We start from the raw sequence: 11,102 nt of genomic DNA on the forward strand, positions 1-11,102 counted from the left end.
GGCCCGGAGGATGAGCCTCAGTGCATCGGATGAACGGGCTGGACGCCAGCTTCTACCTGATCGAGGACGAGAACACGCCGCTGCACGTCGCGGCTGTGATCGTCCTGGACGGGCCCCCGCCCCCCTACGGCGACGTGGTGCGCCTGATCGCCGCCAAGCTGCCGGGAGTGGAGCGCTACCGGCAGCGGGTGCGGTCGGTGCCGTTCCATGTGGGGCGTCCGGTCTGGGTGGACGACCCCCATTTCCAGATCCTCTACCACGTGCGGCACACGGCCGTCCCGGCGCCGGGCAGCGACGAGCAGCTCCGGAACCTGGCAGGCCGGATCCTCGCCCAGCGGCTCGATCCCAAGAAGCCGCTGTGGGAGCTGTGGCTGGTCGAGGGGTTGGAGAACGGCCGTTGGGCGATCATCGCCAAGGTCCACCACTGCATGGTCGACGGTGTCGCCGGCATGGACCTGATGACGGCCATGTTCGACCTCACCCCCGAGACCACCCCCCTGCCGGAGCCGCAGGAGTGGCATCCGCACGCCGAACCATCCGATCTGACCCTGCTCGCCGACGCGGTCGTCGACAACCTGCTCCAGCCGGTCCGCGCGGTGGCGAACCTGCCGGGCCTGGTGGGCGGGCTGCGCAAGGCGCCCCAGTTGATCGACTACGCGGGCGGCCTGGTCCGGCAGCTCTCACGGTTCGGTTCGAACTCCGCTTCGGTGCTGAACGGGCCGATCGGGCCGCACCGCCGCTGGCTGTGGGTGAACGCCCAGCTCGAGGAGGCGCGTGAGATCCGCAAGGCGCACGGCGGGACCGTCAACGACGTCGTCCTGTCGGCCGTCACCCGCGGGTTCCGCGACCAGCTCGCCGGACGCGGCGGGCTCGACCCGGGCACGGTGGTCCGGTCGGCGGTGCCGGTGTCGGTGCGGGTCGCCGAGGAGAAGGGCGTGCTCAGCAACCGGGTGTCGGCGGTCTTCGTCAACCTGCCGGTCGGCGTGGACGACCCGATCGAACGGTACACACTGATCCGCTCGCAGATGGACGATCTGAAGGCCACCAATCAGGAGGTCGGCGGAGTCCAGATCACCCGGCTGACGGACGCCGCCGTCGCGCCCGCCCTCATGGTGCTGGGAGCGCGGGCGCCGATCCGGCTGTTCAACCCGATCGTGCAGACCGTCACGACCAACATCCCTGGCCCGCAGTTCCCGCTGTACGTGCTGGGCCGCGAGGTCAAGGAGCTGTACCCGTACGTGCCGCTGACCGGCGGCATCCAGGTCGCGACCGCGATCTTCTCCTATATGGGCAGGCTGAGTTTCGGGGTCAGCGCCGACTTCGACGGCCAGCCGGACGTCGAGCTGCTCGGCAAGGGCATCCGGGCCGGTTTCGACGAACTGCTGGCGCTCGCGGAGTGATCAGGGGAGCTCGCTGAGCGCGATCCGGCGCGGAACCCCGTCCTCGATCCGGTAGACGGCGTCGGCGATCTCCCTGGCGAACGCCATCTCATGCGTGGAGATGATCATTGTCATGCCGTCGTCGCGCAGGTCCTTGACGATGCCGAGGACCTCGGCGACGAGGGCGGGGTCGAGGGCCGAGGTGACCTCGTCGAGCAGCAGCAGCTCGGGACGGCAGGCCAGCGCCCTGATCACCGCGACGCGCTGCTGCTGCCCGCCCGACAGCCGGTCGGGGCGGGCGTCGCGCTTGTCGGCGAGCCCGAACCGCGCCAGCAGTTCCTCGGCCCGCTCCCCCGCCTCGCGCGCGCCCAGCTTGTGGACTTTGCGCGGCGCGAGCGTGATGTTGTCCAGGACGGACAGGTGCGGGAACAGGTTGTAGCTCTGGAACACCATCCCGATCTTCCGGCGGACGGCGTTCTCGTCGACGTCGGGCGCGGTCAGCTCCATGCCGTCCAGGAAGATCGCCCCGTCGTCGACGGTCTCCAGCAGGTTGACGCAGCGCAGCAGCGTTGATTTGCCCGATCCTGACGGGCCGATCAGGCAGACCACCTCGTGCCGTTCGACGTCCAGGTCGGCGCCGCGCAGCACGGGCGATTCCCCGTAGGTCTTCCAGACCCCTTCGATGTGCAGCATCAGCGCTTCTCCGCTCGGGCGGCGAGCCAGTCGGCGAACCGCGCCATCGGCACCGTCAGGCCGATGAACAGCACGGCGGCGGCCAGGTAGGGCGTGTAGTGGAAGGTCTCGTACTGGGCGATCTGCGCCTGCCGCAGCGCCTCGATCACACCGAGGACGGCGACGAGCGCGGTGTCCTTCTGCAGCGACGCGAAATCGTTGAGCAGCGGCGGCACCACGTTCCTGACGGCCTGCGGCAGGATCACGTGGCGCATCGCCTGCGCCTTGCTGAGCCCGAGGGTGCGGGCCGCCGCGAACTGCGACGGGTGCACCGAGGAGATCCCGGCCCTGAACACCTCGGCGACGTACGCGCCGTACGACAGCACGAGCGCGGTGGTGCCCCAGACCATCGCGCTGGTGGTGACCCCGGTCAGCCCGAGCGCGGGGACGCCGAAGCCGATCAGGTAGACCAGCAGGATGGTCGGGATGCCGCGGAAGACGTCGGTGTAGGCGATGGCCAGGGCCCGCAGCGGGAACAGCGCCGCCGAGGTCGTGCCCCTGGTCAGCGCCACGAGCAGCCCGACCAACAGGACCAGCGGCTCGGCGATCAGGAAGATCTGGACGTTGGTCCAGAACGCCCGCAGGATGTCGGGGAAGGAGTCGGTGAACTCCGGCCAGGAGAAGAAGTAGGTCCTGACCTGCTCCCAGCCGGGCGAGGTGACCAGGAGGGTCCCGGCCAGCCCGAACAGCAGCACCGTCGAGGCGGTCGCGATCACGCCGGAGCGGACCGCGGCGCGCTTGCGCAGGCGTTCGCGTTCGAGCTGGCGGGGGCTCTTGGTCCAGCCGCCCTTGGTCGGGGCGGTCACTTCAGGACGGGCGCACCGGCCGACGCCGTCAGCCACTGCTCCTGGATCTTGGCGAGCTCGCCGGACGACTTGAGCGTGCCGATCGCCTGGTCGAGGCAGCCGGCGAGGGCGTTGCCCTTCTCCAGGACGAGGCCGAACTGCTCGGGCGTGGCGCCCGCCTGCGGGAGCTGACCGGCGATCTTGGAGTTGTCGACCTGGGCGGCGGTCACGTAGAACGCGGTCGGCAGGTCGACGACCAGCACGTCGGCCTGCTTGGTCTTGAGCGCGTTGACCGCGTCGATCTGCGTGTTGAAGACCTTCGGCTGCGCCGACGGCTGGATCTGGTCCTGGACGGCCTTCAGCGACGTGGTCCCGACCTGGACCGCGATCTTGGCGTCCTTCAGCCCGGCGACGTCGGTGACTTCGGCGAACTTGCCGCCCTTGAGGGCGACGACGGCCTGGCTGACGTCGTAGTAGCCGGCGGAGAACGTCACGACCTTGGACCTGGCCTCGCTGATGGAGACCTGGTTGATGTCGAAGTCGAAGTCCTTCTTGCCGGGCGCGAACGACTTGTCGAACGGCACGGTCTTCCACTGGACGTCGGTCTTGGCGAAGCCGAGCTTCTCGGCGACGGCATAGGCGACGGCCGATTCGAAGCCCTCGCCGTTGGCCGGGTCGTCGTTCTTGAACCAGGGCTCGAAGGCGGGCTTGTCGGTGCCGACGGTGAGCTTGCCGGCGTTCTTCAGCGGCAGCGTGTCCTTGGCGCAGGCGGCGGCCGTGGCGGTGGCCGTGCCGGACGGGGCGACGGTGGAGCTGTCCTCGGCCGGAGCGCAGGCCGCGGCCGCGAGGGCGAGGGCCACGACGGGCAGGGCGGTGAGACGGCGCAGCAAGGGAGCCTCCGAAAGGGATTTCATGGAAGTTTAGTAGGAAATGCTAGCGGGGCCGGACGGCGCGGATGGTCACGGTCGCGCCCGCGGCGAGACCGAGCCTGCTCGCGGCGTCGCCCTGGTTGAGGCCCAGCGCCAGCCGGCCGGAGGAGTCACGGAACAGCAGCGGCTCCCCCACGGCGACGGCGCCGAAGGTGCCGGCGAACGGCAGCTTGATCCCGCAGGTCTCATACTCCTCGGCCTCGTCCAGATCGGCGACGGCCGCACCGAGGATCAGGCTGCCGAAGTCGTCGACATAAAGGACGGTCGCGGTGAGCTCGCCGTCGCCGCGGACGGGCTCCGGCAGGTCCAGCGGGAGCGGGGTGAGCTCGTCGCCGAAGGAGTGCAGCGGGACGCCCGAGGCGAGGTGGCCCGCGGCGGGCGCGAAGATGTCGCGGCCGTGGAAGGTGCTCGACACGGCGGGCAGCCGCAGGTCGGGGTTGGTGAGCCGGCGGGCCTCGGCGATCCCGCCGAGGGTCTCGGCGGCGGGCACCAGCAGCCCGTTGTCGGGACCGACGAGGACGTCGCCGCGGCCGGTGCGGATCGCCAGCGGGTGGCGCGGGGTGCCCACACCGGGGTCGACGATCGCGACATGGGTGCCGACCGGCAGGTACGGCAGCGCCTGTACCAGCAGGGCCGCCCCTTCGATGATCGCGTATTTGGTCACCTCGTCGCTCAGCACCTGCACCTGGGCGTGCGGGGCGATCCTGGCGACGACTCCGGCGCAGATGCCGGTGTAAGCGGCGCCGAAATCGGTGGTGATGCTGACATACGGGCGGCTCTGCTCGGACACGGTGACCTTCGGATTCGGCGGAAAGGTCCCGCCAAGCTATCAAGAACGACCGTGCCGCCGTTCGGCGGCCACGGATTCAGCGCGGCGCGTCGGGCGTCACGAGCGCGAGCCTCGCGGCCAGCGCCGTACGGGCTCTGGCCAGCGGCTCCGGCGAGTCGTACAGCAGGGTCGCCCCGACGGCCGCCCAGACATAGGCGTCGAGCTCGAACACGAGCTGGGCGGGGTCGGTGCCGCGGCGGATCTCCCCCTGCTCGATCGCGACCTCGACCGAGTGGACCAGGTAGGCGCTCCACTCGGTCCGCAGCTCGGCGACGCGGTCACGGATCCGGCCGGGGCGCGCGTCGAACTCCGCGGCGATCGAGTAGACGATGCAGCCGCCGGGGAAGGTGCGCCGCTCGGCGTAGGACAGCCAGTGCTCCAGCAGCGACTCCAGCCGGGGCAGGCCCTGCGGAGCGGTCCTGGCCGGGGCGACGACCTGCTCGCGGAAGACTTCGCGGCCCGCGGCGAGCGTGGCGAGCTGGAGCTCCTCCTTGGCCCCGAAGTGGGCGAACAGCCCGCTCTTGGAGATGCCGAGGTCGGTGGCGAGCCGGCCGATCGACAGGGCCTCCAGCCCTTCGGCCGAGGCGATGTCCATCGCGTGGCCCAGGATCAGCTTCCTGGTCTGCTCGCCGCGCAGCAGCCGCCCGTCCGTGGTCATGGACAAACAATACGACCATTCGTGCTTTAGGTCACCTTGACCGGAGCGCCCCGGGTAAGTAATCGTACGATCGTTCGTTCTTTTCCCCTCGTACACGGACTGCTCGGAGGTCGTGATGTGGAAGCGGATGGTCGTCATCGGGGACAGCGTCGCCGAAGGGGTGCGCGAACCCCATCCCGGATTCGCGGACCTGTCCTGGACCGACCGGGTGGCCGAGGCGCTGGAGACCGAGCAGCTCAACCTCGGGGAGCGGAACCTGCTGGCCGCGCAGATCCGGGAACGGCAGCTCGCCGAGGCCGTCGCCTACCGGGCCGACCTGGCGTTCGTGCTGGCCGGGGCGAACGACTCCTTCCGGCGGACCTTCGACACCGAAGGCGTCGAACGGGAGCTGGAGACCATGATCGGCGCACTGGCCGAGGGCGGGGCACTGGTCGTCACGGTCGGGCTGTTCGACATCGACGCGGCGGGACTCGCCCCCGAACCGCTCGCCGGACGGATCGGGCCGCGGCTGCGCGAGCTGTCCGCGCTCACCGAGAAGATCACCCTCCGGCACGGCGGGCTGCACGTCGCCTTCACCGACCACCCCGGCAGCGCCGACCCGTCCAACTGGAGCTCCGACCGGATCCACCTCAACGCCAAGGGCCACGCCCTGGCCGCCGACCTCACCCTCGCGGCTCTGTTCCCGACACCCTGGTGAGTGCCACGTGTCAGGCGGCGCGGGTGCCGCGCCGCGCCGCCAGCAGATCCAGCACCAGCGCCGCCGACCAGGAGAAGTCGTGGCTGCCGCGGCCCGTCCCGTCGAACGGGTCGAAGAACTCCCGGAAGCCCGACTGGCGGATCAGCCGGAGCGTCGAACCGTAGAGCAGGTCGGCGATCACCTGGAGGCCCTGCTCGGTCGCGCCCGACCAGAGCAGCCAGTTGGTGTTGACCCAGGTCGGGCCGCGCCAGTAGGCGGCGCGGTCGAACGCCGGGGCCTGGATGTCGCAGGTCGGCACCGGATAGCCCGCCGCCCCCGCGAACCGCGCCGACAGCAGCAGGTCCACCAGCCCCCGGACGGCCGGAGCCGGCAGTTCGGGATCCAGCAGCGGCGCGAAGGTCGCGATCGTCGTCACCGGGATCCGCCGGCCGGTCCTGACGTCGAAGGGACGGAAGCAGGCATGGTCGGGATCCCAGAGCCGGTCGTTCAGCGCCGTGTGGATCCGGGCGGCCTCCTCCCGGTGCGGGACGGGGTCGGCGCCGATCAGCCCGGCGATCTCGGCCAGGGCGTGGGTGGACGCCAGATAGGCGGAGTTGACCAGCGGGTCCTCGACCGCGAACGGATGATCGTCGCGCAGATGATCATCGGAGTAGCCGGTCTCGCGGAACGTCGTGACGAGCCACACGTACCGCTCGTAGTCGACGCCCGTGGGCAGGGCCCGCGGCAGCCCGGCGGGAGCGTAGGCGTTGGGAGGGAGCTGGAGGGCCGCCAGCGGAAGGTCCCAGGCGGGGCTGTTGTCGAGGCCCGACTCCCACGGATGGCAGATCGAGATCAGCCCCGTGCCGCCCAGATCCCGGTGCACGGCCAGATACCGGTGCTGGGCGAGCAGGTTCGGCCAGATCCGGCGCAGGAAGGCACGGCCGCGTTCGCCGTCCGGGGCGCCCGCGTACGTGCGGAGCGCGGCCAGCGCGTGCAGCGGCGGCTGCGTGATCCCGGACGTCTCGGCGTCGCGCGGCGCCTGCGGCTGCTTGGCGCTGCGCCACAGCTCAGGACCGGGAAAGTAGGCGTGCCTGGCGACCCCGGTGTTGAACACGATGTGGGGCAGCATCCCGGTCTCCCACTGCCCGCGGAACAGCGAGACCAGCTCCTGCTCGGCCCGGTCGTAATGGACCCTGGCCAGGCCCATGCAGACGAACGCCGAATCCCATGCCCACTGGTGCGGGTAGAGCCCCGGGGACGGCACGGTCGCCGCCCCCGTCCAGTTGGCGTCCAGTACGCGGACGGCGGCCTGCCACAGGGCGGACTCGTCCCCGGTCAGTCGAGGGCTCATCATCACAGCGTCGCCTCGCGGCGACGTTCTGACCAGCCCCCGTCACATGGTCACTAGTTTTCCGTCCTCTTCGCGGTGGCGGCGCTCGTTCACGCGCTGCCGCAGCTCCTCGGTCTTGGCCCAGCCGTCGTGGGCGGCCTCGCCCGCCAGATGGGCGGCCTTGGCCCCGTAGACCCCGGCCTGGTCCCGCACGTTGGCCGCGGCGGCCCGGACGGCCGGATTCTGCGCGAAGTCCCGTGCGGCCTTCGCGATCTGCTCGTACCTGTCCCGGCCGGCCCTGGCCCCCATGACGTAACCGAGGGCCGCCCCGGCGATGAACGCAGCGCGTCTCATGATCACTCCTCGTAGTCCTGCACCCTGCGTACCCACCGGAGCGGTTTCGATGCGCGGATCGCCCGCGAGATGCGCTAATCTAGACACGTCGGCAGGAGCCCTTGCGGTTCCGGCGTCGGCCACCTTCCCGCATAGCTCAATTGGCAGAGCAGCCGACTGTTAATCGGCAGGTTATTGGTTCGAGTCCAATTGCGGGAGCAGAACGGAACCACCCAGAAGGCTGCCTTCCTCTCCGGAAGCGCGGCCTTCTCGCGTTTCCGGGGTCCGGCGGCCCGTTATCGGCGTGAAGAGCACCCCGCCGATGCGCTAGTCTGGACCGCGCCGGACACCGACCGGCGCGCACGATCCCGCGTAGCTCAATTGGCAGAGCAGCCGGCTGTTAACCGGCAGGTCGTTGGTTCGAGTCCAACCGCGGGAGCAGAACGAGGCCCCGTTCCCATCGGAACGGGGCCTTCGGCGTTTCGCGGCGGTTTCGCCGAACGGCCTAGGGGTGATCATGTGGCCGGTAGGTTAGGGACATGCCCCGGCTGCCTCGGAACGTCAGTGAAGCGCTCGAACTCCACCGCGGTGAGCGTGCGCTCGCCCACGCCGCCACCAGGGGCGGATCCCATGTCGTCGCCACCGGGGTCGCGCTGCACCTGCCCGACGGGGACGGCGGATACGTCCGGCTCCCGTGGGAGACCGTGCTCGGCGCGTCCTGGCAGGACTCGTGGCTGCACGTGCGGGCCGACGACGGCGAACACCATGTGCGGCTGGACGGCGCGGGCTCCGTGCCCGAGGTCGTGCAGGAGCGGGTGACCGCGACCGTGGTCGTCAACCAGCGGTTCACCCTGCCCGAGGGCGGGGTCAGGATCGTCGGACGGCGCCCGCCGAAGTCCAAACCGTCACCCGCCCGCGACGAACTCCTCTGGACCCTCGTGTTCGACGACGGCCTCGACTCCGCCGACCCCGGCCTGCGCGCCCACGCCGAACAACTCCTGGAAGCCCTCCGCCGCCAGATCGGCCTCTAGGAACGCCACGAGCCGGTGGCGGGGACGAACGACGGGGCCAGGGCGCGGGCCAGGAGCCAGGCGGCGATCTCCTCGCCGGCCTGGATGCCGTCCGATTCGGTGACCGTCACATGGGGGGCCGACCAGTTCTGGTCGTGCAGTTCGCCGTGGGCCGGGCGGATCGCGGCGTCGGCGATGTTCAGCAGCTCCGTGTCGAGCAGCGAGTCGCCCGCGGCGAGCAGGCCGGTGGCGCCCGTGCGGGCCGCGACCTCGGCCGCCGCCGCCGACTTGGTGAGCGGCTCCGGCAGGCAGTAGATCTTGCGGCCCTGGAGCGACACAGTCCAGCGGCGCTCGGCGCACCAGGCCGTCAGCTCCGCCACCCAGCCGTCGGGGAGGGCGGCCCGGTCGACGACCGTGTACGGGAACAGCTCCGCCGCGATCTTCAGGCTGAGCGTGAACGGCCCGCTGAGCGCCGCGAGATGGTCATGGACCTCGGTGAGCGACGCGCAGTCGGCGACGGCCTTGCGGACCCGCGCCGACCAGACCGGGTCCTCCTGGCCGTCCTCCAGGATGAAACCGCCGTTCGCGCAGATCGCGAACCGGGGCGGCGGGCCCGGCAGCCGGACCCGCCGATACTGCTCGGGGGTCCTGGTCGTGGTCGGGACGAACACCGCCGACGCCGCCAGCAGCTCCAGCAGCGCGGTCTGCCGGCCGGTCAGGTACGACAGCGGTCTGCGGTCGTAGACCTCCACACAGCGCAGGTCGGCGGCGGGCCCCGTCAGGGCCATCGAGTTCGCCGAGTAGATCAGGGTGCGGTCGAGGTCGGAACAGGCGACGATCAAGCGAAGTCCCTCGGTTTGATGAGCCCGACACAGGCGTACGGCAGATCCGGCCCGACCTCGACGACCGGGACGCCCCGCTCGGCGGCCAGCACCCGGATGTGGTCGAGTTCGGCGCCCGCGCCCTCACGTGCCAGGATCCGCCACGGCACCCGCCGCAGCAGCACCCGCGTGGTCTCACCGACGCCCGGCTTGACCAGGTTCACACTGCCGATGCCGTAATCGTCGCTGATCCGCTGGACGGCCGCCCAGCCCGACCAGTCCGGCTCCTCCTGGGCCGGGACCAGCGTGGGATCTGCGGGTATGAGATCGACTTCGTCGAACTTCGCGCAGACGGCGTCGAGGAAGAGGTTCGAGACGTCCGCGCCGGCCAGTTCGCGGTAGAACTTCGCGCCGTGGAAGTCCTTGGGGCCGATCAGGTCGTCGTTGAGGACGGTCCGGCTGACCAGGCCCGACACCGTCGAGTTCAGGCAGGCCGACGGGATCAGGTAGTCCTCGCGGGTGCCGTACACGCGGACGCAGCGGCCGGGGTCGGCGAGCACGGCCATCTCCGGGGAGAAGCCGCCGCCGTGCGCCGCCAGGGCGTCGGCCAGCTCGCGGGTGATCGCGCCCTTGCCCGTCCAGCCATCGACGAACATCACCGAGGAGGGGGCGTGGTGGCGGGCCAGATAGTCCAGGGCGACGGCGTCGATGCCGCGGCCGCGCACGATGCTGACGGCGTAGTGCGGCAGGTCCAGCCCGTGGGCGTGCTTCGCCCAGCGTCTGGCCAGCACCCCGACCGGGGTGCCCGCCCGCGCCAGCGAGACCAGGACGGCCTCGGGCCCGCGCTCCGCGAGGATCCGCTCGGTGATCACCGCGACGGCCTGGGCGAGCCGCCCCGCCGACCGGTCGAGGGTCCGGTGGAACAGTTCCTGGTATTCCGCGCTCGGCTGGAATTCGATCGGCAGCGATTCCGCGTAATGGGCGCGGCCCGCCTGGATCGCCTCTTCGCGTTCCTCTGTGGGCGCTTCGAGTTCCACACCGGAAAGGTCCGTCAGAAGCCACGCGACGTCGTCCGCCGCGTAGCTGCCGAATTCGGGCCCGTACAAGGGCTCGCCGTTCACCGAAGGTCCTCCGAAACGGTCGCCACGACGACCTGTGCGCATTCCTTGAGCCGCGTCAGCAGCCCTTCTTCCAGTTCCGGGGTGTCGCCGGCCTCGTCGACGGTGAACACCACCGCGTCGAATCCGCCGCGCACGTTGTAGGCGTACCGCTCCCCCGGGCCGTCGGCCGGACGGTCGTGCGCGGGGAACACCAGCCGGTTCCTGATCGCGTAGCCGGGGTCGTCGACGGCCAGCACGGGCGACCGGGTGGTCGTGGAGTACCGTACCTCGACCTCGGGCAGCAGGTCGGCGAGCGCCTCGCCGATCCGCAGCGGCGCGTACATCAGTTCCTCGAACCCGAGCACCAGCACGCGCCGGGCCCGCGGCGGCAGCGCCGCGGCGATCCGCGCGGCGATCGCGGGCAGCTCCTTGTCCAGGAGCTCCCGCTGCTGCGGGGTGAACCCGTGCCGTCCTCCGGCGGGCACTCCCCCCGGCCAGCCCGCCGAGATCCGGCCGCTGA

General features: G+C 70.9%; 13 protein-coding genes and 2 tRNA genes. 5 read left to right on the forward strand and 10 right to left on the reverse strand.

Annotation, left to right across the window (positions count from 1 at the left end; translation table 11 throughout):
- Positions 1-29 precede the first annotated feature (29 nt).
- The gene (locus ACYVE7_RS04700; RefSeq protein WP_460363298.1) at positions 30-1,400 is read left to right on the forward strand and encodes a WS/DGAT/MGAT family O-acyltransferase; all 1,371 of its coding nucleotides are present in this window, start codon (positions 30-32) and stop codon (positions 1,398-1,400) included.
- Here the strand turns inward: ACYVE7_RS04700 and ACYVE7_RS04705 are convergent, their stop codons facing one another.
- From ACYVE7_RS04705 to ACYVE7_RS04725, 5 genes are all read right to left on the reverse strand, one after another.
- Positions 1,401-2,072, reverse strand: a complete 672-nt coding sequence (locus tag ACYVE7_RS04705) for an amino acid ABC transporter ATP-binding protein (protein ID WP_460363285.1) — start codon at positions 2,070-2,072, stop codon at positions 1,401-1,403.
- A complete protein-coding gene (locus ACYVE7_RS04710) occupies positions 2,072-2,917 on the reverse strand; it encodes an amino acid ABC transporter permease (RefSeq protein ID WP_460363287.1) in 846 nt (281 codons plus the stop codon). Before ACYVE7_RS04710 ends, ACYVE7_RS04705 begins: the two co-directional genes overlap by 1 nt.
- On the reverse strand, positions 2,914-3,810 hold the full coding sequence (locus ACYVE7_RS04715; protein ID WP_460363288.1) for an ABC transporter substrate-binding protein: 897 nt from the start codon (positions 3,808-3,810) through the stop codon (positions 2,914-2,916). Before ACYVE7_RS04715 ends, ACYVE7_RS04710 begins: the two co-directional genes overlap by 4 nt.
- Before the next feature lie 19 nt (positions 3,811-3,829).
- Positions 3,830-4,615, reverse strand: coding sequence for an SAM hydrolase/SAM-dependent halogenase family protein (locus tag ACYVE7_RS04720; RefSeq protein WP_460363289.1), 786 nt, complete (start codon positions 4,613-4,615; stop codon positions 3,830-3,832).
- Between the two features lie 76 nt (positions 4,616-4,691).
- Positions 4,692-5,312 carry a TetR/AcrR family transcriptional regulator gene (locus ACYVE7_RS04725; RefSeq protein WP_460363290.1) on the reverse strand — a complete coding sequence of 207 codons (621 nt, stop codon included), beginning with the start codon at positions 5,310-5,312 and terminating at the stop codon, positions 4,692-4,694.
- A gap of 115 nt (positions 5,313-5,427) precedes the next feature.
- On the opposite strand from ACYVE7_RS04725, the gene ACYVE7_RS04730 reads away from it, so the two are divergent.
- On the forward strand, positions 5,428-6,009 hold the full coding sequence (locus ACYVE7_RS04730; RefSeq protein ID WP_460363291.1) for an SGNH/GDSL hydrolase family protein: 582 nt from the start codon (positions 5,428-5,430) through the stop codon (positions 6,007-6,009).
- 10 nt (positions 6,010-6,019) lie between these two features.
- Here the strand turns inward: ACYVE7_RS04730 and ACYVE7_RS04735 are convergent, their stop codons facing one another.
- Entirely contained in the window at positions 6,020-7,342 is a 1,323-nt protein-coding gene (locus ACYVE7_RS04735) for an MGH1-like glycoside hydrolase domain-containing protein (RefSeq protein ID WP_460363292.1), read from the reverse strand.
- Positions 7,343-7,381: 39 nt separating this feature from the next.
- Positions 7,382-7,672 (reverse strand): hypothetical protein, encoded by a 291-nt coding sequence (locus tag ACYVE7_RS04740; RefSeq protein WP_460363293.1) that lies wholly within the window; start codon positions 7,670-7,672, stop codon positions 7,382-7,384.
- 125 nt (positions 7,673-7,797) lie between these two features.
- On the opposite strand from ACYVE7_RS04740, the gene ACYVE7_RS04745 reads away from it, so the two are divergent.
- The 3 genes from ACYVE7_RS04745 to ACYVE7_RS04755 all read left to right on the forward strand — a co-directional run bounded on the left by ACYVE7_RS04745 (position 7,798) and on the right by ACYVE7_RS04755 (position 8,682).
- A tRNA-Asn gene (locus ACYVE7_RS04745) sits at positions 7,798-7,870 on the forward strand.
- Positions 7,871-8,017: 147 nt separating this feature from the next.
- Positions 8,018-8,090 (forward strand) — tRNA-Asn (locus ACYVE7_RS04750).
- A 100-nt stretch (positions 8,091-8,190) separates the two neighbouring features.
- Positions 8,191-8,682, forward strand: coding sequence for a hypothetical protein (locus tag ACYVE7_RS04755; RefSeq protein WP_460363294.1), 492 nt, complete (start codon positions 8,191-8,193; stop codon positions 8,680-8,682).
- Here ACYVE7_RS04755 and ACYVE7_RS04760 read toward each other — a convergent pair.
- The 3 genes from ACYVE7_RS04760 to ACYVE7_RS04770 form a co-directional block, all read right to left on the reverse strand.
- Positions 8,679-9,503 (reverse strand): HAD family hydrolase, encoded by an 825-nt coding sequence (locus ACYVE7_RS04760; RefSeq protein WP_460363295.1) that lies wholly within the window; start codon positions 9,501-9,503, stop codon positions 8,679-8,681. The genes ACYVE7_RS04755 and ACYVE7_RS04760 overlap by 4 nt on opposite strands.
- Positions 9,500-10,603: a cysteine protease StiP family protein gene (locus ACYVE7_RS04765; protein WP_460363296.1), complete on the reverse strand. Its 1,104-nt coding sequence runs from the start codon at positions 10,601-10,603 to the stop codon at positions 9,500-9,502. The genes ACYVE7_RS04760 and ACYVE7_RS04765 overlap by 4 nt, the downstream gene beginning before the upstream one ends.
- Positions 10,600-11,102, reverse strand: a 503-nt coding sequence (locus tag ACYVE7_RS04770) for a TRSP domain-containing protein (protein ID WP_460363297.1), incomplete at its 5' end; no start/stop codon positions are given. The genes ACYVE7_RS04765 and ACYVE7_RS04770, both read right to left, overlap by 4 nt.

The sequence above is a fragment of the Actinocorallia lasiicapitis genome, from assembly GCF_054778695.1.

What these genes read in the sequence shown, in the direction of transcription:
- ACYVE7_RS04725 (WP_460363290.1), bottom strand. Translation starts at nt 5,312, where the DNA reads ATGACCACGGACGGGCGGCTGCTGCGCGGCGAGCAGACCAGGAAGCTG.
- ACYVE7_RS04740 (WP_460363293.1), bottom strand. Translation starts at nt 7,672, where the DNA reads ATGAGACGCGCTGCGTTCATCGCCGGGGCGGCCCTCGGTTACGTCATG.
- ACYVE7_RS04700 (WP_460363298.1), top strand. Translation starts at nt 30, where the DNA reads ATGAACGGGCTGGACGCCAGCTTCTACCTGATCGAGGACGAGAACACG.
- ACYVE7_RS04730 (WP_460363291.1), top strand. Translation starts at nt 5,428, where the DNA reads ATGTGGAAGCGGATGGTCGTCATCGGGGACAGCGTCGCCGAAGGGGTG.
- ACYVE7_RS04705 (WP_460363285.1), bottom strand. Translation starts at nt 2,072, where the DNA reads ATGCTGCACATCGAAGGGGTCTGGAAGACCTACGGGGAATCGCCCGTG.
- ACYVE7_RS04715 (WP_460363288.1), bottom strand. Translation starts at nt 3,810, where the DNA reads ATGAAATCCCTTTCGGAGGCTCCCTTGCTGCGCCGTCTCACCGCCCTG.
- ACYVE7_RS04755 (WP_460363294.1), top strand. Translation starts at nt 8,191, where the DNA reads ATGCCCCGGCTGCCTCGGAACGTCAGTGAAGCGCTCGAACTCCACCGC.
- ACYVE7_RS04735 (WP_460363292.1), bottom strand. Translation starts at nt 7,342, where the DNA reads ATGATGAGCCCTCGACTGACCGGGGACGAGTCCGCCCTGTGGCAGGCC.